The following is a 26,892-nucleotide window of genomic DNA, read 5'->3' on the forward strand; positions in this document are numbered from 1 at the left end:
CTGCCGGGCGCCGGTAGGGTATTTTTTTGTTTTATTTTCAAATAAACAAAACTAAACAAAAATAAATAAAAGAATATTTCTGTGTTTATTATTGACTATCAAAGATAAACAAAGGTATAATGAATGTGAAAAAAAGAACTTACTATGTACGTGGCAAGCCATATTATTTTCAATATAAGGAGAGAATGATCATGAACGTGACCCTTACAAACGAAGCAACACAGGCCGCCGGTTTCCATATTCCATTTGTCCGTGAGATGGCTGAAATTACACAGCATATGTGGAAAAATGGGTGGGATGAACGCAATGGTGGTAATGTCAGCTATCTGCTGGAGGAAGAGGAAGTTGCCCAGTATATCGATATCCATCATGTGATTCGCAAAATCAAACCGGCTTTTTCGGTGCAAGAGCTGGCAGGCAAATATTTTATCGTGACCGCATCGGGCAAGTATTTCAAAAATGTACTCGCTGATCCCGAAAGCAATCTGGGGTTGCTGCGTGTATCGCAAGATGGTAAGGAGCTGGAAGTGCTCTGGGGATTGAAGTCGGGGGCGAATCCAACAAGTGAATTACCTACGCATTTCATGAGCCATATTGAACGTCTCCAATTGGACCCGAACCACCGTGTTGTTATGCACAACCATGCGACTCATGTGCTGGCGATGACGTTTATCCACGAATTGGATGAGGCAAAATTTACGAAGACCTTGTGGCAGATGTGCACGGAGTGTGTGGTTGTATTTCCCGATGGGATAGGTATTATTCCTTGGATGATCCCAGGATCGAATGAGATTGGCCGAGAAACCGCTGAGAAAATGAAAGAATACCATGCGGTCATCTGGCCGCAGCATGGCATATTCGGAACGGGCACAACGATTGACGAGGCATTTGGTCTGATCGAGACTATCGAGAAGGCAGCCCAGGTGTACATGCTGGTTGCTGGTCACGAGATTCGGCAGAGAATTACGGATGAACAGCTGACTACACTGGCGCAATCGTTCGGCGTTACCCCTCGTCCTAGCATTCTGGGCAGTATAATATAATTAACGCATAGATCAAGGAAGTGGTCTTTGGTTCACTGAACCGAAGGCCATTTCCTTTTTTTTGACGAACAAACGTCGTTTTGGTTCAAAAAAGTTCAAATTGCTGAACAAGAATGGCTTTGTTATCGATTATTGAATCGTAGAATGCATTATCACGCGCTGGCGAATTTCGTGTGAAATGACGTATTGTCAAGGGCTCTGCGATTTTGCATAATAACAATGCTTCACAGATGAGAGACGGAAGGAAGTTATGATCATGCTTGGCAAAATGAAGAGAATCTTAATAGGCAAGCCCATGAAATCGGCTGAACTGGATGGAGAGAAATTGGGGAAATGGAAGGCACTCGCCATCCTGTCTTCGGACGCCCTATCGTCCGTTGCCTACGGTACGGAACAGATTTTGCTGGTGCTCGTTGCGGCCGGATTCGCCGCCCTGTGGTACTCTGTTCCGATTTCCATCGCCGTGCTGGGATTACTCGTCATTTTAATTTTTTCCTATCGTCAGACGATATTTGCTTATCCAACAGGGGGCGGCGCTTATATCGTAGCCAAGGATAATCTGGGTACCACCTCCAGTCTGATTGCCGGGGGATCTCTGCTCGTCGATTATATTCTGACCGTTGCCGTAAGTTCGTCCGCAGGGACGGATGCGATTACGTCGGCGTTTCCAATGCTGCATGACTACAGTGTCGTGATTGCACTTATTATGATTGTTTTTCTAACGATTATGAATTTGCGGGGAGTGACGGAGTCAGCGTCTGTGCTGGCGATTCCCATCTATCTGTTTATCTTTTCGATTGCAGTTCTGATTATCTCGGGCGGAATCAAATTTCTTGCCGGGGGTATGGAAGCAGCTGCACCTGAATTCGGAACAAGTCTATCCCATGTGAGTATCTTTCTGCTGTTGAAAGCATTCAGCTCGGGTTGTTCGGCTCTGACTGGCGTGGAAGCGGTAAGTAACGCGATCCCGAACTTCAAGCAGCCTGCCGAGAAAAATGCTGCGGGTACGTTATTGCTCATGGGTTGTATATTGGGAGCCATGTTCATTGGCATCACGTTGCTGGCCTTCGGTTATGGGGTGAAGCCTGATCCCCATGCCACGGTCATATCCCAGATTGCTGAAGCTACATTTGGCAGAGGGTGGATGTATTTTATCATCCAGGGTGTGACGGCACTGATCCTGTTCCTGGCAGCGAATACGGCGTATTCTGCCTTCCCGCTATTGTCCTTCATGATGGCCAAAGACAAATATATGCCTCATATGTTCATGGTCCGAGGAGATCGGCTTGGCTTCTCGAACGGTATTATTTTTCTCAGTGTGATGTCTGCGCTTCTGGTGGTTGGGTTCAAAGGAAATACCGAAAGCCTTATTCCGCTCTATGCGGTAGGGGTGTTCATTCCATTTACGCTATCGCAACTCGGCATGATGATTCGTTGGATCAAAGTCAAGCCGTCTGGCTGGCAGATGAAACTGCTAGTCAATACTGTTGGGATGCTGACTACGCTGTCGATTACCCTGATCTTTATTTTCACCAAGTTCACGCAGACATGGGTCATCTTTATCTTTTTGCCACTTGTTGTCTATGTGTTCATGCGTATTCAACGTCACTATTGCAACATTGCGGATGAGCTGCGGATTGATATTCAGGTCGATAAGCCAGCCCAAAAAGGTAATACGATTGTGATTCCTGTTGCAGGCATTACCCGGGTTGTCATGAACACGATCAGTTACGCCCAGACGATGTCGGATCACGTGGTTGCGCTGTATATTGGATTCGATGATGAGGCTATACGCAAAATGGAGCAGAAGTGGGAGGATTGGAACCCAGGGGTCCGTCTGGTCGTGATCAAATCGAGGTACCGCAGCATTATGGGGCCGCTCAAGAAATTCATTGATACAGTAGAGTGGAAAACGGCTGAGACTGATCATATCACCATTTTGATTCCGCAATTCATCACCAAGCACTGGTGGCAAAATGTACTGCACAATCAGACCAGCTTCATGATTCGGGCTTATCTGATTAATTACAAAGACGTGATTGTCACCACGGTGCCATATCATCTTAATCGTTAACTCGAACGGTTAATCGCTTAACCCTGTTTGGAAGATTTACAGATTATTGTAAAATGAGTCACTTTCATGAATAGACAAACGTTCATATTCCATTTACACATCGAACCGCAGGGACATCTCCAAACAGGGGAGTTCCTGCGGTTTTTTGTCGTGTAATTTAATTCGGATTCCGGCGTAGAGTTGATCCCTGATTTCGTAAAGCCCCTTGTCCATGATTAACGTTACGTTGATTCAGAACAGATTTTGCTGTGACATTCGACTCTTACACTAGATAACGTGGTGCTGAAGTTGATGTAGCATTTCACACACACTGAATGCGTGAATCAAGGGGGAAGAAAATCCGATGAGTGAGCTTGATAACCGGATCAGCTTACCCGCCGCCAAACGGCGCGTATCAGGTACGAGTCAGCGTCGTACAGCCTCGCTGCGTGTGCAGCGAATGCGGGAGAATATGCTGGCCTATGGTTTCCTGGCACCATCGCTGCTTTTGTTTGCAGTGTTTCTGTTTTACCCGATGTTTAAGTCCGTGTACCTGAGTCTGCATTCCACAGATCCGACGGGACAGATTGCGGCTTACGTGGGGCTGGACAACTTCAAGGCCGTGTTCCAGTCAGGACTGTTTATGCAAGGGATGAAAGTGACATTACTATTTGTCCTGTTTACAGTGCCTACGGGTATGCTGGCTGCTCTGATTCTGGCTGCACTGACTCACAACCGATTCAAGGGAATGCGTGTGTTCCAATTTGTGTTCTCTCTGCCCGTGGTGTTATCCGTCGGTTCGTCAGCGGTGATCTGGAAGTTTCTATTCCATCCGACCCTGGGCATGCTGAATTATCTGCTTGGCAAAGTAGGTATTGATCCAATTCCTTGGCTTACCAGCCCGGATTGGGCGTTGATCTCGATCTCCATCATGACGATCTGGATGAACCTCGGATTCAACTACATTATTCTATCCAGTGGTTTGGCAGGCATCCCGGATGAGATCTACGAGAGTGCCAAGATTGATGGCGCAGGACCATTACTGACGTTTCGTAAAATCTCAATGCCGCTCCTGTCACCAACGTTATTCTTTGTTACGGTCGTATCGATCATTGGCGCTTTTCAATCGTTCGGTCAGATCAACATTCTAACCCGGGGTGGCCCGATGGACAGTACGAATGTTTTCGTCTATTCCATCTATCAGGAAGCCTTCGTTAATTTCCGCTTTGGTACAGGTAGTGCACAGGCACTGATCCTGTTCGTGGTGATTATGCTGCTGACCCTGATCCAGTTCAAATGGGTAGAAAGGAAAGTGCATTACCAATGAGTGCGACATGGACCAAAACACTGTTGTATGTATTACTGACGATCTGTGCAGCACTTGTGTTGTATCCGGTGATGTACACCTTTTTCATGGCTGTCATGACGCCGGAAGATGCGAGCGCTTATCCGCCGCATATCATTCCGAATTCAATCGATCTGTCCAACTTTAGCGAAGTATTCGATATTGTTCCGATCGGTCGATTTATCGGCAATACCTTCCTTGTCGCAGGCTTAACGACGCTTGGTCAATTGATTACAGCGAGTATGGCAGCCTATGCTTTTGCGAAAATGCAGTTCAAAGGCAAAAACGTCATCTTCAGCATGTTTGTCGCAACCATGATGATTCCATGGGAAGTGACGATGATCCCCAACTACCTGACAGTTCGCAGCTGGGGCTGGCTGGATAGTTACCAGGGGCTGACGGTGCCGTTTCTGGCAACGGCGTTTGGTACATTCCTGCTAAGACAGTTCTTCATGCAGCTCCCCAAGGAATTGTTCGAGGCGGCGAAGATCGACGGTTGTGGTCATATCCGCTATTTCATATCGCATGTCCTGCCTTTGTCCCGTCCGGCACTTGGAACACTGGCAATCTATTCATTCTTAAGCATGTACAATTCGTATCTCTGGCCGCTGCTGGTGACGAACACGCCAGAAATGAGAACCGCACAGATCGGGATCTCGATGCTGGAGTTCCAGGAATCCACGGCGTGGAATCTGGTATTTGCCGGAACAGCGATGGTCATTCTACCATCCTTACTGTTATTGATTTTCGGGTTGAAACAGCTTGTCCGCGGTATGGCCGCAGGCGCGCTGAAGGGGTAGAGGAGGAAGTTAGGATTCTGAACTACAGCTCCGCTGTGGAGTAGCAATTCGAGCGTAATAACTTTAGCTTTTGAATCGAAGCAATAGACGATAGTCAATGAATGAAGTTTGAACTTTAGGTAGCGCAGAAGCAGTGAATAGCAGATAAGAATATAGAAAGTATCGAAATAGCGTTGAAGAATTTAGGATATGTATTGCAACTTTAGAATTGAAGCTGTTGAAACAAGTCTGTTGAATGAAAACCTGCATGTCGTACAGGTTTGCGGTTTGGATACCAGGAGCGAATAAAATGAGGCTCGCGCCTTGAAATAAGTTCTTTAAAGACTGCAAAAGTAGTGAAGGAGAAGAATCGATTCTGAAGAAGCGAAGCGTTCGCCTTTGTCTCTGGAATTTATACAAATAAGAGCTAATTCTAATAAATCTGGAGACAACAGCGATCAAAAGAACGATTCATATCCGTAACGGCCAGCTTGCAGAACGTAAAGAACTATTGTGAAGCGAGCCATATAAAAGGAGAGCGATTATGAACGGATTTCGGTTGAAAAAAAGAGGAACATTCGCATTAATGCTTGCTGCTCTAATGTTGGTCATTTCGGCTTGCGGAACAAAAGCTGAAACAAGCAGCCCGGCAAGTGGAGCGCCAGCAGAAGCGGCCGCAGCTGAAACAACACAATTGACTTGGTGGCACTCCATGTCGGGTGCAGGGGAAAAAGCGATTAACCAGCTCGCTTCCGACTTTAACGCAAGTCATCCGGACATTCAGGTGAAGCCCATTTATCAAGGGAAGTACGATGAAAGTCTGAACAAACTCAAAGCATCCATGGGCTCAGACAGCGGTCCAGACATTATCCAGGTCTACGAGATCGGTAGCAAGTTCATGATTGATTCAGGCATGATTACGCCAGTACAGCAGTTCATCGACAAGGATCAGTTCGACCTGTCCCAACTGGAACCAAACATCATCCGGTACTACACCATCGATGGTAAGTTGAACGCGATGCCTTTTAACACATCGAACCCGATCCTGTACTACAACAAGGATATGTTCAAAGCAGCAGGTCTGGACCCGGAGAACCCGCCGAAGACGTATGAAGAGTTTGAACAAGCAGCGAAAGCATTGGCGAAAGACGGTAAGCCAGGTGCATCCATGGCGATCTACGGCTGGTTCATGGAACAGTTCTTTGCAAACCAGAATGCAGATTATGTAAACAATGGAAACGGAAGAACTGAAGCAGCTACAGAGTCGCTGCTGAACTCCGAAGCAGGGGTTAAGACATTAACGTGGTGGAAAAAGATGATCGACGAGAAAACCCTCTCCAATCTGGGACGTAGCACAGACGATACGACAGCAGCATTTACAGCACAGCAAATCGGTATGACTCTGGATTCCACAGCTGGCCTGCGTAAAATCGTAGAAGGTTCAGGTGGCAAGTTTGAACTGGGAACAGGCTTCCTGCCTCGTCCAGCGGATGCCAAAGAAGGCGGCGTTGTGGTTGGTGGAGCGAGCTTGTACATCATGAACAACAAATCGGAAGCCCAACAGCAAGCGGCATGGGAGTTCATCAAGTACTTGGCTACACCAGAGGTGCAAGCGAACTGGAGTGTTGCGACAGGATACTTCCCAATTACGACAGCAGCTTACGAAGAGCAAGTATTAAAGGATAATATGGCGAAGTACCCGCAATTCCAGACAGCAGTCGACCAATTGCACGCTTCCGCGGATTCGACAGCAACATCCGGGGCATTAATGGGTGTATTCCCTGAAGCCAGACAACTTGTCGAAGGAGCGATTGAAACGGTCCTGAATGGACAAGGTACACCACAGGAAGCATTGGATGCAGCAGCCAAACAAATTACAGACAAGATTGCGCAATATAACAGTACGGTGAAGAAGTAACAGTAGGTTAATATCAAATAAAGATGCGGCGATCAGTCCTGATCGTCGCATTGCTATGCCTGTATCTTGAAATTTGCTATAAGCCTTAAGTCTGATTTTCCTTGAAAAGGGATAGATAGTTGCCGTCACTAATTGTCGAAAAACTAAATGATTATACCTTTAGCGTTAGTATATCTAACGTAAATTGTTTAATGTGCACATGAACATGACTTAAAAAGATTAAAAAGTCATAAATTTGATCTGAAATTAGTCCTGTTTAGCTTCAAAGGATAGAAGGTGCTTTTTGATGTAATGTATATGTTCTATTTTATTTCATTTAGAAGAAATATTATTTACATCAATCTGTTATTCAGTTATCTTATATTTGAACTAATGTACAAGCTGGCTGAACAAATGATTGGAAATTCAAAACATGGGGGTAGGGTAAAGATGCAAAGTAAGCAAATAAAGAGTTGGCTCAGATTATTCTTAGCCGTGGTCCTGCTGATTACGGGAGCCATACCTGCTGGCTTATTCAACAGTAAAGTTGTAGCGGCTGACGAGCCATTAACAGTTGCAGAGGCGCTCGCTCTTGGTTCGGATGATACATTCGCTACAGTTGAAGGTTATGTTGTAGGGACCTACAGCAACGGTCCGAATGTAAATTCGAATCCACCCTTTACTTTAGACACTAATTTTGCAATTGCTGATAGTCCAACCGAAACAGATATTAGCAAGATGATGCCTGTTCAAGTACCCACATCTGCTCCTCGCAGCACGTTCGGACTACAAAGCAATCCCTCCTTGTATAAATCCAAAGTACGTATTAACAATGGTACATTATCTCAATATTTCACTTCTAAAGGTATACGCTCCGTTACCTCAACAAACTTCCAATTAATCGATGAGACACCTGAAACTAAAGTGGCAAGCGTCAGAGCTAATCCATCCTCTGGTGCTGTTTCAGTAGGAACGCAGGTTACATTGGAAACGACCACAGTCGGTGCAACCGTCTACTATAAGCAAAATACGGACGCTGATTATCTTCCCTATACCGTGCCCATAACGATCAATGATGCAATTCATATTGAAACCTACGCAGTCAAAGAGGGGGTCGAAAATAGCGATGTTACCACTTTCGATTACACCATCCTCGACAACACCCCAATTTCAATTTCAGAAGCAAGAAATACATCCGAAAATACCCCGGTTACCGTTCAAGGCATTGTAACCTACAGTGAGCTGTCCGGAAGTGTATCCAATTTGTATATTCAGGGTAACGATACAGGGATCGTTGTGCGCGGCAATGCTTCCGGTGTGGAAGTGGGAGACCGAATTGAGGCCTACGGCCCAATTACGATCTACAACGGCCTTGTACAGGTAGAAGTAAGCAAATCCGGATTTCAGGGAGGTTACATTCGGACTGTCGAAAAAACACAGGACATTCCCTCACCAATAACGCTGAACTCATCCCATTTTGCCCCTGGTGAGGGAGGGAGCAAAGGTACTGGAGGGCAGTATGAAGGGATGCTTGTCGAAGTAAACAATATTAAGGTGACAAAAAACAACATCCCAACTTATACTGCGACAGATGATCAAGGTGGGGAAATGCTCATTTATGCCAAAAATAGTCCTTCTGCTCTTTCTATAGGCAAAACGTATCATAAAGTGACAGGGGTGCTGACTTACCATTCCACTTATGGTCTGGAATTGATCCCTCGAACGGCGTCGGATATTCTGGGAGATCTGCTCTCCGTAACAGCGAGCACACCTTCAGGTGGTATTGTGAAAGGAACGGAAGTTACGTTGTCTTCTCCATATCCTGGAGCACAAATTTTTTATACTCTCGATGGTTCTGAACCAACTGTAAATTCGATTGAATACACGCAGCCTATTACGATTAATCAAGATCAAACGATTAAAGCTGTTGCGGTTGCCGACAACAGAGGAAGCACAACTTTTTCATTTGAGTATACAGCGGTTGATCGAGTGGATGGTGTACGCATTCACGAAATTCAGGGTGCAACCCATTATTCCATCTATGATGGATTGAAGGTACAGAATGTAGAAGGTGTTGTTACTTCTGTGGTTAATGCGGATTCATTCTATATGCAGTCGATTCCTGGTCAGGAAGATGGAGACCCGGCAACTTCTGAGGGGATTTTAATCTATAAGAAAGATCATGGAATGAAAGTCCAGGATCAAGTAAAGGTTGCAGGTCAGGTCAAAGAGTATGCCGCAAGTGCAGCAGATTTGCCAACCACTGAAATTGTAGCTTCTGAGATTGATATTCAACATGCCAATGCTGAATTGCCACATCCCGTAATTATTGGAAAAGGCGGTCGTGTAATCCCTATTGTCATTGATTCAGATGGTTTGGGCCAATTTAACCCTGAAGTGGATGCCATAGACTTTTATGAAAGTTTGGAAGGCATGCGTATTCAATTAGATGATGCTACTATTCTTGGACCTTATTCCTATAATCCTGGATTAGCAGTGACTGTAGACAACGAACCAAATAATTCATTGCAGACTCCGGCAGGAGGATTAATCTTACGTGGAGACGGAGCAGGAAAGTTTGAGAGTTCTCTAAATCCTCAACGCTTGTTCATTAATAAAAAACCTCCTCAAGCTGTGACAACGGGTGATAAATTTAGAGGCTCCATTAATGGTGTGCTTTCTTATTCGGGTGGTAATTATAAAGTTACCTTGGAAGGCGAGTTGCCTCCGATTACGTCCAGTGGTTTGAAACAGGCAACAACATCAATTGAGCCACAACAAGAAAAGTTGACTGTTGCCACGTTTAATGTAGAGAACTTCAGCAAAAAAGATGCAACACGAGCCAATAAAATCGGTAAAATTATCGTGGATAATCTGAAAACGCCAGATATTCTAGGAATAATGGAAGTTCAGGATAACGATGGTGATGCCGACACGGGTACAACAGCGGCCGATGAGAGTTTTCAGACTCTAATTGATGCAATCAAAATGAATAAAGGACCCACATATCAATACAGTGAGATTGCTCCGGAAAATAATAAGGATGGCGGGGCACCGGGTGCCAACATTCGCGTAGGATTCCTGTATCAGCCGGACCGTGTATCGTTAGCTAGTGGTATCGGCAAAGGTAATGCCACGACTGCAATCGAAGTCAAAGCAGACGGTAGTCTCTCGGTTAATCCGGGGCGTATTGCACCAGGTGACGAGGCGTTCACCAGTTCCCGCAAACCGCTAGCGGCAGAGTTTGAATTTAATGGTGAACGTGTAGTTGTTATCGCTAACCATTTTAATTCCAAGGGTGGAGATGTAGCCCCATTTGGAAATGTTCAGCCTGTAACCCGCAGCAGTGAAGTACAGCGTGCGCAGCAAGCAACGGTTGTCAATAAATTTGTAAATGAATTAATCAACAAAGACCCGGATGTAAGTGTTGCTGTTCTCGGGGACTTTAATGACTTCCAGTTCTCGAAAACAATGAGTATTGTGGAAGGTAATGAACTGGACAATCTGGTAAACAAACTGCCTGAGAACAAGCGTTATTCCTATATTTATGACGGAAACTCTCAGACACTGGATCACATTCTGGTGAGTAAAAACCTGACGGATACTGCAGCCATCGAAGTGGTACATGTAAACGCCGACTTTGAGACAGCGAATGGACGGGTGAGCGATCATGACCCATTGCTCGCACAATTAACCTTTACAGATAACGGAAATGGCAGCAACCCTGTTAATGGTGGCGGGAATAATGGCAGCAATCCAGGCAATGGTAACAGTGGTGGAGGTTCAACTACACCTACCTCGCCTGTAACTCCAACCACACCGACTACACCAACCAATCCTACGACTCCAACTACCCCTACCGTTCCAGGTAATGGAGGAGGGACTACTCCAACCACTCCGGTGGTAGACCTGAAGGACATCGGGAACCACTGGGCCGCTGCTGCCATTGAGCAGGCCATTTCCCGGGGAATTGTGAACGGGTATCAGGATGGCAATTTCCGTCCGAATGCACCAGCTACACGCGCCGAATTCATTGTAATGCTGGCAAGAGCATTTGAACTCCCATCCAACAACAAGGCATTGACGTTTAAGGATGCTGCTGGCATACCTGCGTGGGCGCAATCCTTTATTGCTCAGGCAGTGGAGCAAGGGATCATTAGCGGGTATACGGATGATACCTTCCGTTCATCGGGCAAAGTATCGCGGGTAGAGATGACGGTTATGCTCGTAAGAGCACTCGGTCTTCCGGTACAGTCCAATCCGGCACTGAGCTTTGCGGATGCAGATAACGTACCCGCTTGGGCTGTTCCATATATCGCTGCTGCATATGATGCAGGACTAGTGAAAGGAACAGGGCAGAATAGGTTCAACCCACTCGCAGAAGCAACGCGTGCTGAAGTGGTGACTCTGCTATTGTCGGCAAGCGAATTGCAAAAGCAGTAAAGAGGTATACACTCACGCTCTAGAACAGCTTGCAGACTTCCATCTGAAAGCTGTTTTTTTACTAATTAATGCCTGTTAATTTTCACCAAGTGAAGGTATAGTAGACAGGATTATATTGAAGGAGTGTTGACGAAATGCAAGATCAACCCGTTTTAATCGCACTATTGGCTATAGCGGCAGGAATTTTTAGTTTACTCGGAGGAATCAATAACTGGGACTGGTTTATGAAGAGTTTTAGAGCAGGCATTTTTGTGAGGACCATTGGACGACAGGGCGCAAGGGTAGTGTATGGTATTCTGGGTGTTGTCATGATTGTCATTGGTGTATTACTGTTACTGATCGGTTAGCGGCAGTTGAGGATTAGATAGCATTTTGCCTACATAGAACATGTGTTTTGTAAGCATATAAAAGTCAGGTCGTGTAGCTTCAGGTAGCTCAAGATTGGCTGAGAAAGACCGCAGAAAAAAAGATGACAGAAAAAGGCCACCGAATAATTTCGGTGGCCTTTTTACCAAATTCAGGTTTATTCATCTCAATCTGGTTTAATTATCTTTTAAATCTTCAATGGATTTGACATCCATATATTCAGGCACAACTAATCCGGTTTTAACACCAGTCATGTTGGCACCGAGATCATCGAGTTGATCTTTGTATTTATCCCAGTAATCGGCATGTGTGAGAGGCAACCAGGCAGCAGGAGAAGCATCCACATCGCCTGTTGCAACGCCAGTCCACATTGGTCCGGCTTCAACTTGTAACGCTGTTACTTTGTAACCAAGTTTGGTCTCCATCACATATTTCAGCAGGTTTGTACTTGCGATTTCGGAGTCCCAAGCCACATAACCTAATCGGAATGTATTCCCATTCACCGGAGTCAAATCTTTAGTCCATTCATCGATTTGATCCGCATGTTTCTCTGCATAATCTTGGGCAGCTTGTTCTGGAGAAGTTCCATCTTGAATGGCAATCATCATTTCACCCATTTCATCCGATGTCCAGTTGAAGCGTGACAAGAATTCATAGGCAACAGGATGATCTTCTTTTAGACCTTTGCGGGCAATGGTGTGAATTTCTTCCGCGTCACCATAGACCTTGTCGGGATCTTCCAGATACTTCAGATCATACTGATTGAACATCCAGTGCGGAGTCCAACCTGTAATGATAATTGATTCTTCGTTCTTAAAAGCTTTGTCCAGTGTAGCCGTCATGGCTGCTCCGGAACCTTCAATCAACTTCCAGTTGGTCAGTCCGTATGCTTCAATCGCACTAGCCGTGGATTTCATAATACCAGCACCTGGATCAATACCAACGATTTGGTGATTAACCTCTTCACCCACATTGGCACTTGCTGATGGAGTGGAAGAAGCGGCACCTGTCTCCAGATCGGCAATGGAGTTTACTTCAGTCATGTAACTAGGAACCACGAGTCCTGTACGTACACCCTTCATATTGGCACCCAGATCGTCCACCTGGTCTTTGTAACGTTCCCAGTAGTCAGCGTGTGTCAATGGCAGCCAAGCTGCTGGAGAGGCATCTACGTCGCCTGAGGCAACACCCGTCCACATCGGTCCGGCTTCTACTTGCAGAGCGTTAACTTTATAACCCAGATTGTTTTCCATCACATATTTCAGCAAGTTAGTACTTGCGATTTCGGAATCCCAAGCCACATAGCTCAGTTTGAAAGCATCACCGTTCACTGGAGTCAGACCTTTGGTCCACTCAGCAATCTGATCGGCATGTTTCTCGGCATAAGCTTTAGCTGCTTCTTCTGCGGATGTGCCATCCTGAATGGCAGTCATCATTTCACCCATTTCATCTGATGTCCATTGGAAACGGGACAGGAATTCAAAGGCAACAGGGTGATCTTCTTTCAGACCTTTACGGACGATAGTATGAATTTCTTCAGCATCACCGAAAGATTTCTCTGGATCTTCCAGATATTTCAGATCATATTTGTTGAACATCCAGTGCGGAGTCCAACCTGTAATGATGATTGGGTCTTCATTTTTGAGCGCTTTGTCCAGTGTGGCCGTCATGGCTGCACCTGATCCTTCAATGAGAGTCCAGTCAGTCAGGTTATAGTCATCGATCGCTTTTGCTGCGGACTTCATGATACCAGCCCCTGGATCGATACCAATAATCTGATAGTTCACTTCTTCACCTACAGCATTGGCTGCTGAGTTGTTGCCGCCAGCGGAAGTCGTGCCACCAACGAAGTATTGTGAGAAACCAGCTACTAACACTAGGAATGTTGCTGCAGCAGTGATCCACGCTTTTTGCTTTGTTGTAATGCGTGAGGTTCTTTTGCGACCTGGCATAAACAGATTTTGTGTGAAACGGTCCAGCACAATCGCGAGTACGACAACAGCAAGACCGGCTTCGAAACCTTTACCGATTTGAAGCTGTGTTACCGCACGATATACTTCTGCACCAATACCCTGTGCACCAATCATGGATGCAATAACAACCATGGAAAGTGACAGCATGATGGTCTGGTTAATACCGGACATCACAGTAGGCAAAGCGAGTGGAAGTTGAACTTTGAACAGTTTTTGCATGGAAGTCGAGCCGAATGCATCGGCTGCTTCAACCAATTCGCTGGATACCTGTTTGATACCCAGGTGAGTCAGACGAATCGTTGGTGGAATCGCGAATATAACAGATGCGATAACACCTGGAACGACACCAAGGCTAAAGAACGTAACCGCAGGCAGCAAGTAGACAAATGCAGGCATTGTCTGCATGAAGTCAAGCAACGGTGTAACGATACGCGCCGCGGTTTTACTGTATGCGAGCCAGATTCCGACGGGTACACCAAGGAGGATCGAGACCAATCCTGAAGTGATAACCAGTCCGAGTGTGTCCATAGATTGGGACCAGTAGCCCAAGTTGTCTACGAGCAAGAACCCGATAACCGTGAATAGTGTAAGTGGGAGTCGACCTACGAGGAACGCAAGAACACCCAATATGGCGATGAACAGGAGTGGATGTGGCAGCATGAACAGCCCGGAGAAGAATCCGACCACTTCCTGAATAACAACAGAGATTACGTTAAATAATCCGGAGAGCGAGGAGCTCATCCAGTCAACAATGGATTCAATCCACGATGCTAGTGGTATTTTGGGAATCATTCACAAGTTCCTCCTTTACTGCAACTTCACCGCTAAGTGCACCCAGCAGGGCACCGCGGACGATAACACCTTGCAGACGGCCATTCTCACCAACAACAGCGAGAGGCACATGGGCAGAACTTACGATTTCGAACAATTCATGAATCAGGGTCTCAGGCGACACCGTCGGTCCGTCCGTGATCAGAATGTCGTTCAAAACTTTGTTTTCGCGCATCGCACGGGTAGCATCTTCTGCTGTAATAACACCAAGTAGCTTCTTCGAACGGTCAATGACAAACAGGTTGGAAATACCACGTTCGCGCATTAATTCGAGGGCAACACGAGGACCACGGTCAAGCGTAATTGTTTCAGGGCGACGCATCACATGAGATGCAGTAAGGACCTTGGACAGATCCACGTCTTCGACGAAGCGGGCCACATATGAGTTGGCCGGTTGAATCATGATTTCTTCCGGTGTACCGATCTGCACGACTGCGCCGTCTTTCATGAGGGCAATACGATCGCCGATGCGCAGCGCTTCGTCCAAGTCATGGGTAATGAAAATAATCGTCTTTTTCATTTTATCCTGAAGCTCGATCAACTCATCTTGCATATCACGACGAATCAATGGATCAAGTGCACTAAAGGCTTCATCCATTAATAATACTTCGGGATCATTGGCAAGTGCACGGGCCAAGCCGACACGTTGTTGCATCCCGCCACTGAGTTCATCTGGCATTTTGTCTTCCCAGCCTTTAAGGCCAACCAGCTCAAGTGAAGTTTTCGCCTTCTCACGGCGTACTTCTTTGTCTACTTTCTGTACTTCTAATCCATACTCCACATTATCAAGAACGGTACGGTGCGGGAATAACGCAAACTTCTGGAAGACCATGCTGATCGTTTTCCGGCGCACTTCGCGCAATTGTTCTTTGTTCATCTTGCGTAGATCCTTACCATGGACCAGAATTTCTCCGGATGTTGGTTCAATCAGGCGATTGAACATCCGTACCAGTGTGGATTTACCACTCCCGGACAGCCCCATAATAACGAAGATTTCGCCTTCCTTAATCTCCATGTTGACCCGGTTGACACCAACCGTTATCTGTTTTTCTTTGGCCAACTTTTCTTTTCCCCAACCTTGCTCCAGTAATTGCAGACCTTGCTCGGTTTGGGGTCCAAACAATTTACTTACGTTTTTCACTTCAAGTATGGTCATGTTTTCACCCCTTCTGATGTGTTGTGCACTTCGAACGGCTTTAGCATCCACAAGCCCATACACTTGTGCGCCCAGCCACGAAATCCGGTAATTGTTGCTTCGCTTCCCGTCTTTCTGGGTAACGTATATAATTCTAACAATACTTAACCAGTATATCAACCGAATAAACAGTACATAATGTTTGTACAGTAAAAACTGTACAAAGTTTTTCGTCCAAATACTCCGTCATTCTCCTTATTCTGGCTAATAAGGCACCTTTACATTTGACATTGCTTTTCCTACAATAGAAAATGAGTTGAATTGAAGCTAATTTATTTGGTTAAAAGATAGTCGTAGGCAATTGCAGGATGGTAAAGTTCCCATTTTCATACATTGGGTGAAAGGAAACCCTCTGGCATATAGGATGTCCGGCCGGATGCTTTCCCATGTAAGCAGGACTTTAGAGTGTTGCAATTATTTTGCCAAGACTGGGAATGTCAGAATGGAGGTTGCAAGCATGGGCTTGGACCATTTACAAGAGGAACAGCAGGCAACCGTGCTGAGGATTCGTAAGCGCGTCATTGAAGCCATTGGACGTAATATGGATCTTTACGGCGTTACGCTATCTACAGGACACTTATATGGATTGCTATTTTTTGCAGACAAACCAATGACCCTTGACGATATGGGACGGGAAATGGAAATGAGCAAAACGAGTATGAGTACAGGTGTGCGAACACTGCTGGATTTGAAAATGGTAAATAAAGTGTGGAGCAAGGGCTCCAGAAAAGACCTATATGAAGTGGAATATGACTGGCATCAGACGTTTACGGATTATTTTGCTATCAAATGGAGAAAAGCCGTGGAGAGTAACCTTCAGGTTCTACGCAAATCGATTGAAGAACTGAATCGATTAGTCGAAGATCTGGATGAGCAGGCTGATGCTGAACTTATCCACATCTTGATGGAAGACAAACACAAGGTTTTGCAAGCGGAAGCATATTACAAATGGTTGGATCGGTTAATCGATACCATGGAAGATGAAGAGATATACAAGTTGGTTCCGAAGGAAGAGATTAAGGAACACTCATAATTACATGCAAAGGGCCCTTTCCGTTACAGGAGAGGGCCCTTTGGCCTGTGCAATATCTTACTCTATTATAATTTAAGGAACACGATGTAAAAGATAACCTTGCCCATCGTATCGACTTATGTTCACGTTTAATGTCCGATCAGACTTGCATGAGGAAAGACCACCGACTGCTGGGCAATCTGTTCCAGTTCGTTTAGAATCTGCAGACGTCCAGCTGGAGTCCAGCATAACCGTTGCCAATTCGAGATGTCGTGAACGTTGCCTTGCAACACAGCAGGGGATCGATTCCACGATGCCGTTTGCTTCATGCGTCGGAACACCTTTTCACTGGCAGGCTGAAGCGCGGCACGATGAATAAACAGGTAGTCCGTGTCCAGCACGGGGATACTATCCGCTGCATACTCATTTCTGTAGATTTCGGGAGATACAAGCTGGGCAGGGTGGAGCCCCAGTTCATCATACAACAACTGATTTAACGGGTGCTCGTCAGATCCCTGCAAGCGGATGAACTGGTTCGTAATGTGCATGAGAGCAATACGTCCCTGTTCGAAATACAGTTGTAGGCTCTGGCCTGCTTCAAGTTTGCGAAACTCAAGTTCCTTGAAATTCAGCAACGCCTGCTTCTCACGTCCAACCAGTTCGGCTATGCGAGTATGGTTCTCTTGCCAGTCATTTGTTGATTCCAAAATGATGGTGGGTGCAATGCTTTTCAGACGATCGTAATAGGGCTTGTGGTAAAAGTCACCGATGATCAAGTCTGGCTTCGCCTGCCGAAGTTGATCTAATTGCCTGGTTAATCGGCGTTCTTGTCCATAATCATCGGTATCGCGATCAAGGACTCCTTCCAGCACAGCTACCGGATGCAGTCCAAGTGAGGCCAGGTTCTCGTGGAATCCCATGATGGATGCCGTGGCAACTCGAAGTTGATCTCTTTTCATATATACGCTGGGTGCAATCCCCAAGGTTTGTTTGAATTTGCGGCTAAAATAATACTCGTTGCCGTACCCAACAGATATCGCGACGTCTTTAAGGATACACGTTTCCGCTGTCAGCTGTTTTTTGGCTTCGTCTATACGTAAACGGTTCAGGTAATCGGTGGGTGACATGCCCTTGGCTTTCTTGAAACTGCGAGAATAAGAGCTGGGTGTGAGTCCAGCAATCTTGGCGAGCTGATCCATGCTGATTCCTTCACTCATGAAGCGTCGCATATACATAATGCTGCGTTCCAAGGCAGGGTCCACTTTCTCATGATTGGCTTCCAGCCGATTCTCCGAGAGAAACTGCAGCAGTTCGTGCAGCTGGCTATGTATGCTGATAAAGTGATCCGGTTGAAGACCGCGATAGGTTTCATACAGTTGTCCCAAACGTGATACAGCCTGCTGCTCGTGACGAACCAGCAATCTGCCTGTCTGCCAATCCAGCGGGAAGCCAGGAGTAGAGGTCATTTTCCATTCACCGCGAACTTGCTGCAAACGAACGGTATCCATGCTTATTAATATACATTCGGTTACTTTCGAGCGCGCAGCAGCCTCAATGGTTGTGCCCGGATTCAACACGAAGAAACTGCCCGCTTGAGCCGTATAGACTGTATCATTCAGGACCAGAACACCGTCTCCTTGCAAAATAAGACAGAGCATGGGCCGAGACACCGTCTTGCCTTGCACACGGAAGTTCTCCCCGCGACGCACACGGCACATGGAGGAGAGGAGCGGTAGAGATGAGGTTTCAGCAATGAAAGGAAACTGTTCAGTCATACGGACCATCCTTTTGTCTTATTTTCTTAATGATAACAATTATCATTCTCATATGGAAGATGTTTTTGAAAAATAGTTTTCGACACGAAAAAGGACTACCCAGAGCCAGTATGGCTGCAAGGTAATCCTCATCGTTATGGACAAGACTGTTAAATAGGCTATATGTCTGAATCCACAGTATAGGTTAGTATGGTGTTACCAATAGAATATTGTCGAGGAAAACGTCACTCATTACTTTTTTACCAGTTCCACCCGTTTGCACGTGATACAGGCGATACTGATCTTTGGCATTGATGTAGAACAGGCCGGCAACATCATCTCTGATATGGAATGCATCCCACTCGTCACTGGTAAGTTTGGTTACCTTGAGAGCTGTGTTGACTGAATAGAGACCGTTATTGCCCGAGATGTATGCAGCCGTAGATGTGCCATTGGTCAATTGATTCGCAACATACGTTACATTGTTCAGGTTCAGGTTGGCGGACTTGGTCACTTTGTTGCCGGAGACCGTTTTGGCATAAGCCTTTTTGTCTGCATCAACAAGGACAACCTTGTCTGTACCGAGTGCACTTACTTCCCGGACGCTCTTGTTATGAAGCTGAAGCGTTTTGGCTGAAGTCGTTAACGCAAACGCTTTGCCTTTGGCGTAATTGTAATCCTTGTTACTATCTAGCGTGATTCCTTTGTTATACACGTAAAGGTTGTTTCCCCATCCACCGGAATATACAGCATTCACATCCAGCTTGGCTTTTGGATTAACAGCAGTGGCCTTGCCAGTGTTGTAATTCACCTTATACATAACGACAGCATTGGTGGAGTAGAACTGCTCGTCGGGATCTGTATTCACCATCAGTTGCAGTTCTTTTTTGGCTTGGTTGGTAAAATAACGACTTTCCACTGCACCTGCGGCAATCCGCTGTACAGCTCCAGAGCCGTTGGACGTTTTGGAGACGATCCATGTGTTTCCATTAACTAACGCATTATAGTAGGCACGCCCTTTGACGACCACAAGAAACGGAAAATCGGTATCGGCCTTGTCGGCAATCTTGGTGGCAGTGGAAGCATCACTATTGCCATTAGCGCGATAGATCGTACCTGTAGCGTCCAGATAATAGATGAACCCGTTATCCGTATAATAGCTGAGTACATCTGTAGCAAATGTCTCCGCCGCATCACTGGACCCGTCATTCGGAACCCGAAGCAAGGTTGTGGAAGAAGCAGTCTGAGTGTAGTAGAGATAAGAGCCTGCTGAGAGCAAGTCCACACCTTGGAAATCAATTAATACTTCAGTCGTGTTGCTACCATCAGCGGATACTTTGTACAAGACTCCGTCGGACTCATAATACACTGTGGATTGGCTGAGTGAAGCTGCCTGGGCTGCGCTTCCGCCTCCCAATGTCATTGCTGCAAGCAGTGTAATGAGCAGCAATGTACAGATAGTGCGTTGCAAGTATGTATACCCTGTTTTCATTCTTTCATCGTCCCCTTCGTTCTATATGTATGTAATTAACGCCTTATGTTATATCGGTAAACAATGGAAGATATGTTAGATCTCGAATATGAAAAAAGAAGAGAATGAAATTGAATTTCATGCATTTGCATGAAGGCGTCGAAGTAGCGAAGAGAGCCGACTGACAAACCAACGACAGGAGCGAAATAATATGATGAATATAGCAACGATTGGTACGGGGTCCATTGTGGATGCCATTCTATCCGCGATAAATGAACTGGAGGATGTCACTTGTACAGCAATGTATTCCCGAAAGAGAGAGACAGCACAGGAGCTCGCGGGAAAATACGCTGTGGGTACAATCTATACGGACCTGGAATTTCTATTCGCAGATGCGAATGTAGATCTCATCTACATTGCGTCACCGAATAGCATGCATTATGAACAGGCCTATCAGGCACTTCAACATGGCAAACATGTCGTTGTTGAAAAACCGTTCACGTCTACGCTTGAGGAAGCAGAAACGCTGATTGCACTTGCGAAGGAAAAAAATCTGTTGCTGTTTGAAGCCATCTCCAACATACATCTGCCCAATATTAAAATCATACAGGAGCAACTGCCCAAGCTCGGTCCAATCAAACTCATTCAGTGTAACTACAGTCAATACTCGCGCAAATACAATGATCTGCTGGCAGGGGAAACGCCGAACGTATTCAATCCACAATTTTCGGGTGGAGCACTGATGGATATCAATATTTATAATCTACATCTGGTCATGAATCTGTTCGGCAGTCCGAATTCCGTAACGTATACCGCGAACCAGCATGCGAACGGCATTGATACATCAGGTGTGGTGATTCTTAAATATCCGGAGTTTATTGCAGAATGTGTAGGTGCCAAAGACACAAGCAGTATGAACTTTGTCCTCATTCAGGGAGAGAAGGGGTATCTTCAGGTTGTGGGAGGAGCAAACGGTTGCCGGGAGATCATGCTTCAGATCGGAAATGAGCCTGCTGAAGCGTATAATGCCAGACCAAATCCAATTGGCTGTACTATGAGTGGGAAGCGTTCAGGGACATCCATGCAAGTGGGGATCACAAACGGTCTTACGAACTGCTGGAACACAGCCAGTCTGTGATGAGTGTGCTCATGAGTGCGCGTAAGGATGCTGGAATTCAATTCGCAGCAGATCAACGGTAATCGTTAATACGTATCGCTAATGCTTCCCATGTAAACATGTCGAAAATATAAAGTACAGAAACCATCGAAGACATTTTGGACAGCAAGCTTTAACTGAAAGTCTGGGTACCCCTTGGTACCCAGCTTTTTGCATAAGCGAACAATGGTGGATGAGCTTGTATAGGTCTGCTGAGCCAGTTCATGGGCCGTAGAATCGAATACAACTTCGGGATTGTTCAGGATATAGTCCACAATATGCTTCTCCTGTGCTGTTAATTGTGAAGCATATTTTAATTTTTGAAGTAGTTTGGATTCCATGCGGTTATTCCATTCCTCTCTATTACCATCCGAAAGTATATGTCTCCACATCATACCCTGCGTTTATTTATTTCTCAATCTGCACATCAGTCAGATCTGACTTTCCGCCAGTTGCTGACGACTATTCCACAGCGTGACCAAACGAAGCAGAACCAGACTAATAAGCAGGAGCACAGCTCCAATGATGAATAATACCCAGGGACCGATCAACAGCATGCCACTGGCCTGACCAGCGACTAAGGCGATTAGGGGAAGGACGATCACTCCTCCGAGCTGATAGGCTTCCTGGAACCCACGAACCTTAGCCGAGATCAGCACGTTTAACAAAATCACCATAAGACTGCAAGCAGGAACAACCCACAGGACCAGAATCATCCAGTTCAGATTGGGAAACATCAACGTTCCAAACATGGGGTACATCAGAATATTGGCTATCAATCCGTAGATCAGGAAAGTAACCCAGGATAATAGAATGGATGGGATCAGGGCAGCCAGTACTTTGCCTTTAAAAAGAGTGTCCATACTGATCGGTGCAAATAACAATCCTTCCAGCGTTTTACGTTCCTTTTCTCCAGCGAAACTATTGGCCGTCAGAATACTGGACGCCATCACCGGAATGATGAGAAACAAGGGAGCGAACATATACATGGCCAAATAATATACAATACGATGATTATCTGTAGGCATGGAAGCAAGCTGAGGAATCTGTCCACTATGGGTTAACGTATCCAATGATTCGAGCAGAAAGCTGATGTTGCCCAGAGAACGAAGTTCCATTCTGGAGGCCGCCCACAGGAGCGCAGAGGGCATGATAATTCCGATGATCAGTGGAACGATTAACATGGGCAACCAGAGCTGAACACTGGCTGTGACGGACCGAATATCTTTGCGTACCAGTGCACGTATGGCTTGGCGGTTATTCATGATGGTGTGCCTCCCTTATGGCAAAATAGATACTTTCCAGATCACTGCCCGTGATGCGGGCCTGATAGACTTGGCCGTGCTCCGTTAATTGCCGTAACAACAGTGGAATATCCTCACGGGATGGAAGCTGATACGTCGCTTGATATGCGGATGTTGTCTCAGGCGTATAATCGGTTGAATTGTGCCATCCATTAGGCATGTTGGCTTCTACTTCGAGCTTTGGTGTGGACAGGTACCGGCTAACAATCTCCTGTTCCGTACCCTCCTCAACAATGCGGCCCTTTTCCATGAAAATATAACGATCACAGACAGCTGACAGTTGAGACAGCACGTGAGACGAGACCAGAATCGTCATCTTTTCTTCCTTATTTAACTGCCGGATGATGCGAAGCACCATCTGAATTCCATCCGGATCCAGGCCATTGGTTGGCTCATCCAGAAACAGGATGGAAGGACGGTGCAAGAGCACTCGTGCAAGGCCCAAGCGTTTCTTCATGCCTGTGCTATAGGTGCCGACTTTGCGATGCTGATATTCCTGCAACTCGAACAGGTTCACAAGCTCATCAATTCGTTCTCTGGCTTGCTTCAGACCGAATGCATCAGCGAAGAATGTCAGATTGTCACGCCCGCCCATATTTTCATATAATCCACTTTGTTCGGTAAGGGTGCCACACATGGCCAGTACTTTCTCCGCCTCACGAGCCGAGTCCAATCCGTTAATGGTTACCTGTCCACCTGAGGCACCCAAGACACCGTTCATGATACGGATCAGTGTGGTTTTGCCCGAACCGTTGGGGCCAATCAACCCAGTGACGCTGCCTTGCTTAACTGTGAAGCTGACATCATTCAGTGCTTGATGCACCTTGAATTGCTTGGATATATTTCGTACTTCGATCATGTACATTCACCGTCCGATCTGAGTTTGGAGATTATACGTCCGGTAGGAGCATATCGTTCAAATGGATGACAAAAAAAGATAAATCTCTCCGTCAATAGTCCCGGATGGAGGATGCACACATACCCTCAATTCCCCTTCAAATCGGGTCTCAGGTTTGTTTTCACTATGGCTTGTACCATGTATCCTTATTGTAAGGATATAAAGGCAGACATCTCAGGCATGCCTGGAATATGCATCTAACGCCGGTCTTGGTTACCCAGGGCCGGCTTGACGTCATGCCTTGGCTTGCCTGTCATGGGAGCGTCTGTTTTAACAATTACATAATGAATTCGTCTAACACATTCATATGTATACATCGTATGGATACATATTGTGTTTGGACGTAGAGGAAGGTGAGTGAGTCATGACAGCATCCAATGAGTATCGTTTTCAAGTGAATCTGAGCGGTATGATCCAGATTTTGTCCAACCATTTATACAGCAGTCCGAAAGTGTTCTTGCGTGAACTGATGCAGAATGCGACGGATGCGATTACTGCACGAACAGAGGCAGAGCCCGGATATCAGGGTACAGTGCGTGTAGAACTGACAGGAACAGGTGAGCAGCTGACCATGATGGTGGAGGACAACGGCATCGGCTTGACTGAAGCTGATATCCATGAATTCCTGGCCATGATTGGACAATCCTCGAAGCGCGGACAGCAAGCGCTGCTGGATGGAGAGTCTTCGTTTATCGGACGTTTCGGGATCGGGTTGTTATCCTGTTTCATGGTGAGTCACGAAATCGTTATGCTGACGCAATCCGCCAAGGGTGGCCCTTCGATGGAATGGCGGGGGAAGCCCGATGGCACATATACAATCCGTCAGCTGGACACACAACTGTCCCCAGGGACCAAAGTATATCTACGGTGCACACCAGACGCAGCTCACTACTTTGAAGCAGATTATGTGAAAGAAGCTCTGTTCTATTATGGAGCGTTATTGCCATATCCGGTCACGCTGCATCATGATGGTATGCAACATGTGGTGAATAGCGAGACTCCGATCTGGCTGATGGACCCTGCACTCGCACGTTCACGCAGAGTAGAGGTATTGGCTTTTGGTGAGCGTCTGCTTGGCGAGAAGTTTCAGGACTTTATTCCTTTAACGACGGCTTCAGGCCGTACGGGAGGCATTGCTTTTGTGCTGCCACACGCAGTTAACCTGAATGCCAAGCGTTCTCATCGGGTGTATCTGAAGCGAATGCTGATTTCGGAGAAAGCAGAGAACATTTTGCCAGAGTGGGCTTTCTTCGTGAAATGTCTGATCTGGACAGATGAGCTTCAACCGACGGCTTCGCGGGAACATTTCTATGAAAATGAAAAGCTGGAGGAAGTTCGCTCCGAACTCGGCGACGCACTTCGCAAGGGACTGGCCGACATGGCTGAGAGCCAGACGGAACGGCTACAGAAGCTGATCCGCCTGCATGCCCTGTCCATGAAGGCGCTGGCTGTACAGGATCAGGCATTCTACGCGATGATTCATCGCTGGCTGCCATTTGAGAGCACGAGGGGCCACCGGGAACTCGGTGAGCTAATGGATGAAGGGGAGACGCTGTATTTCACGTCCTCTGTAGACGAGTACCGTCAGATCCATCATGTGGCTTCCGCACAATCGATGCTGGTTATTAACGGTGGCTACATCTATGACAGCGAGTTGATGGCGACACTGCCGCTCTGTGTGCACAATGTCCACACGGAGCGGCTCCAGCCGGATCAGGTCTCGATGAGCTTCACCGATGTGCCACCCGCTGAACGCAATCAGTTTTACGATGCGTTGCGACTGGCTGATTCCGCTTTGCAGCGCTTCAGATGTCGGGCTGAGGTCAAAGGTTTCAAGCCATCGGATCTGCCGGTGTTGTTCACGTTGTCTCAGGAATCCTCTACCCTGCGTGCGCTGGAAAAAGCAAGCGAAGAGAGCACTGAATTATTTTCATCTGTGCTTGGCTCCTTGTCCTCTGGCATTAGTTCGGCAGGATATTCAACCTTGTACTTGAATGTGAACAATCCGGTTATTCAGCGTGTGTTAACATCACCGGATGCCCAGATGACGCCGATTGCCATTGAGATGCTGTATGTCAATGCACTGATGATGGGGCATTATGCCATGAGCAAGCAAGAGCTTGAAGTGTTAAATCAGGGAATTGTTCGTTTTATAGACTGGGGTTTACGTGCAAATACAGATCGTAAGGGAGATGCCTGATGAAGACAGAGATGGACTTTAAAGAATTGATGGACGAGGCCTATGGCTTGCCTAATGGCCCAGCGAAGCTGGGGATGCTGGAAGAAGCAGCTAGAGTGGCCGATGTGAACGGTATGGAGGAAGAGGCATACGAAGCAAGATCGGAGATTGTGGAGACAGCGACATTCTGTGGTTATCCGATGAAAGCACTGATTGCTTTTTCCTGGCAGCTGGGCAAGTTCGACCAACAGCCAGAAGAATATGATGAAGAAACGTTAATGTGGTCTTACAAATGGATTCTAGGCAAACTATCCAGTTTCCCGGAAGTGTCTCACGATAAAATAATGGAGTTGCTTGAGGACTTCGGACAGCGTTTCAAGTCATTTGGATACAGCGAACGGTCGTATTGGTATTATCGATTCCGTATCTCCATGGATCTTGGGGATCTGGAGGAAGCAGGAAGCAGTTATGCCAAGTTTAGAACCATGGATCGAGACTTTATGAGTGATTGCGAAGCCTGTGAACAGGATGAGATTATGCGTTATTTCATCCTTACGGGTGATGACGAGAAGGTGCTTGAAGTGGCAAATCCGATCCTGAAAGGGCGGATGAGCTGTGCGGAGATTCCACATCTTACGTTGTCGGAGATCTTGATGCCGCTTTACAGATTGGGGCGGACTGCGGAAGCAGACAAACATCAACAAAAAGGGTACCGGATGATCAAGGGACAAAATGATTTTGTGAGGAGCTTTGCCGAGCAAATGGATTACCTTGTACGCACCAATCCGGCGAAGGGGATCGACGTGCTGGAAGAAAGTCTGGTGTACGCGATGGATAATGAAGATCCATTTGCCAAAATGATGTTCTATGCCAGAACTGCACCCTTGTTACGTCGCTGGGCGGACGAATCCCCAGAATATCGACTTCGTCTACCTGCGTCCTTCCCTTATGAGGGAGATCCGGGAGATTTGCATAAACTGGCGAATTATTTTGCAGGGTATGCTCAAGCAGCGGCAGACAAGTACGACCAGCGTAATGGCAATCGTCATGTCTCTTCCTTACTGGCGTAGAAACGGATCTCACTCTGTAACAGATAGATATAATAAGTTATGAAAAGTAAAGAAACAGGCTTGTTCGGGAAGGATTGTATCCTTCTGAACAAGCCTGTTTGTCTTACATCATGAGCATGATAA

Annotated in this window: 17 protein-coding genes and 1 pseudogene; 11 read left to right on the plus strand and 7 right to left on the minus strand. The window is 46.4% G+C overall.

The features are described from left to right. The first annotated feature begins 191 nt into the window (after positions 1 to 191). The 7 genes from rhaD (at position 192) to M1D71_RS06230 (ending at position 11,907) form a co-directional block, all read left to right on the plus strand. Entirely contained in the window at positions 192 to 1,043 is an 852-nt protein-coding gene (rhaD, locus tag M1D71_RS06200; protein ID WP_458125712.1) for a rhamnulose-1-phosphate aldolase, read from the plus strand. A 256-nt stretch (positions 1,044 to 1,299) separates the two neighbouring features. Then, positions 1,300 to 3,117 carry an APC family permease gene (locus M1D71_RS06205; protein ID WP_458125713.1) on the plus strand — a complete coding sequence of 606 codons (1,818 nt, stop codon included), beginning with the start codon at positions 1,300 to 1,302 and terminating at the stop codon, positions 3,115 to 3,117. Positions 3,118 to 3,460: 343 nt separating this feature from the next. Then, positions 3,461 to 4,423: a carbohydrate ABC transporter permease gene (locus tag M1D71_RS06210; RefSeq protein ID WP_458125714.1), complete on the plus strand. Its 963-nt coding sequence runs from the start codon at positions 3,461 to 3,463 to the stop codon at positions 4,421 to 4,423. Further along, the gene (locus tag M1D71_RS06215) at positions 4,420 to 5,241 is read left to right on the plus strand and encodes a carbohydrate ABC transporter permease (protein WP_336759487.1); all 822 of its coding nucleotides are present in this window, start codon (positions 4,420 to 4,422) and stop codon (positions 5,239 to 5,241) included. The genes M1D71_RS06210 and M1D71_RS06215 overlap by 4 nt, the downstream gene beginning before the upstream one ends. A gap of 523 nt (positions 5,242 to 5,764) precedes the next feature. After that, complete coding sequence (locus M1D71_RS06220; RefSeq protein WP_186327739.1) at positions 5,765 to 7,138, plus strand: ABC transporter substrate-binding protein; 1,374 nt, start codon at positions 5,765 to 5,767, stop codon at positions 7,136 to 7,138. Positions 7,139 to 7,567: 429 nt separating this feature from the next. Next, on the plus strand, positions 7,568 to 11,560 hold the full coding sequence (locus M1D71_RS06225; protein ID WP_458125715.1) for an S-layer homology domain-containing protein: 3,993 nt from the start codon (positions 7,568 to 7,570) through the stop codon (positions 11,558 to 11,560). Positions 11,561 to 11,694: 134 nt separating this feature from the next. After that, positions 11,695 to 11,907 (plus strand): immunity 17 family protein, encoded by a 213-nt coding sequence (locus tag M1D71_RS06230; RefSeq protein WP_458125716.1) that lies wholly within the window; start codon positions 11,695 to 11,697, stop codon positions 11,905 to 11,907. Positions 11,908 to 12,102: 195 nt separating this feature from the next. Here the strand turns inward: M1D71_RS06230 and M1D71_RS06235 are convergent, their stop codons facing one another. Both M1D71_RS06235 and M1D71_RS06240 read right to left on the minus strand, forming a co-directional pair. Continuing rightward, the gene (locus tag M1D71_RS06235) at positions 12,103 to 14,691 is read right to left on the minus strand and encodes a glycine betaine ABC transporter substrate-binding protein (protein WP_458125717.1); all 2,589 of its coding nucleotides are present in this window, start codon (positions 14,689 to 14,691) and stop codon (positions 12,103 to 12,105) included. Continuing rightward, complete coding sequence (locus M1D71_RS06240; protein ID WP_340400913.1) at positions 14,657 to 15,886, minus strand: quaternary amine ABC transporter ATP-binding protein; 1,230 nt, start codon at positions 15,884 to 15,886, stop codon at positions 14,657 to 14,659. Before M1D71_RS06240 ends, M1D71_RS06235 begins: the two co-directional genes overlap by 35 nt. A gap of 496 nt (positions 15,887 to 16,382) precedes the next feature. On the opposite strand from M1D71_RS06240, the gene M1D71_RS06245 reads away from it, so the two are divergent. After that, positions 16,383 to 16,958: a GbsR/MarR family transcriptional regulator gene (locus tag M1D71_RS06245; RefSeq protein ID WP_458125718.1), complete on the plus strand. Its 576-nt coding sequence runs from the start codon at positions 16,383 to 16,385 to the stop codon at positions 16,956 to 16,958. A 128-nt stretch (positions 16,959 to 17,086) separates the two neighbouring features. On the opposite strand, the gene M1D71_RS06250 is transcribed toward M1D71_RS06245, so the two are convergent. Further along, positions 17,087 to 18,712 (minus strand): helix-turn-helix domain-containing protein, encoded by a 1,626-nt coding sequence (locus M1D71_RS06250; protein ID WP_458125719.1) that lies wholly within the window; start codon positions 18,710 to 18,712, stop codon positions 17,087 to 17,089. 184 nt (positions 18,713 to 18,896) lie between these two features. Then, positions 18,897 to 20,183, minus strand: a complete 1,287-nt coding sequence (locus M1D71_RS06255) for a DUF5050 domain-containing protein (RefSeq protein ID WP_458125720.1) — start codon at positions 20,181 to 20,183, stop codon at positions 18,897 to 18,899. 193 nt (positions 20,184 to 20,376) lie between these two features. Between M1D71_RS06255 and M1D71_RS06260 the strand changes: the two are divergent. Continuing rightward, positions 20,377 to 21,362 (plus strand): annotated as a pseudogene (locus M1D71_RS06260) (Gfo/Idh/MocA family protein). A gap of 3 nt (positions 21,363 to 21,365) precedes the next feature. Here the strand turns inward: M1D71_RS06260 and M1D71_RS06265 are convergent. The 3 genes from M1D71_RS06265 to M1D71_RS06275 form a co-directional block, all read right to left on the minus strand. Continuing rightward, entirely contained in the window at positions 21,366 to 21,659 is a 294-nt protein-coding gene (locus M1D71_RS06265; RefSeq protein ID WP_458125721.1) for a MurR/RpiR family transcriptional regulator, read from the minus strand. A gap of 90 nt (positions 21,660 to 21,749) precedes the next feature. After that, positions 21,750 to 22,583 carry an ABC transporter permease subunit gene (locus M1D71_RS06270; protein WP_458125722.1) on the minus strand — a complete coding sequence of 278 codons (834 nt, stop codon included), beginning with the start codon at positions 22,581 to 22,583 and terminating at the stop codon, positions 21,750 to 21,752. Beyond that, positions 22,576 to 23,481 carry an ABC transporter ATP-binding protein gene (locus M1D71_RS06275; protein ID WP_458125723.1) on the minus strand — a complete coding sequence of 302 codons (906 nt, stop codon included), beginning with the start codon at positions 23,479 to 23,481 and terminating at the stop codon, positions 22,576 to 22,578. Before M1D71_RS06275 ends, M1D71_RS06270 begins: the two co-directional genes overlap by 8 nt. A 403-nt stretch (positions 23,482 to 23,884) precedes the next feature. Here M1D71_RS06275 and M1D71_RS06280 point away from each other — a divergent pair, with 403 nt between their 5' ends. Together M1D71_RS06280 and M1D71_RS06285 are read left to right on the plus strand one after the other, a co-directional pair. Then, positions 23,885 to 25,720: an HSP90 family protein gene (locus tag M1D71_RS06280; protein ID WP_458125724.1), complete on the plus strand. Its 1,836-nt coding sequence runs from the start codon at positions 23,885 to 23,887 to the stop codon at positions 25,718 to 25,720. Next, complete coding sequence (locus tag M1D71_RS06285) at positions 25,720 to 26,769, plus strand: hypothetical protein (RefSeq protein ID WP_458125725.1); 1,050 nt, start codon at positions 25,720 to 25,722, stop codon at positions 26,767 to 26,769. The genes M1D71_RS06280 and M1D71_RS06285 overlap by 1 nt, the downstream gene beginning before the upstream one ends. The last annotated feature ends 123 nt before the right edge of the window (positions 26,770 to 26,892 follow it).

The organism is Paenibacillus sp. Z3-2 (assembly GCF_054161325.1).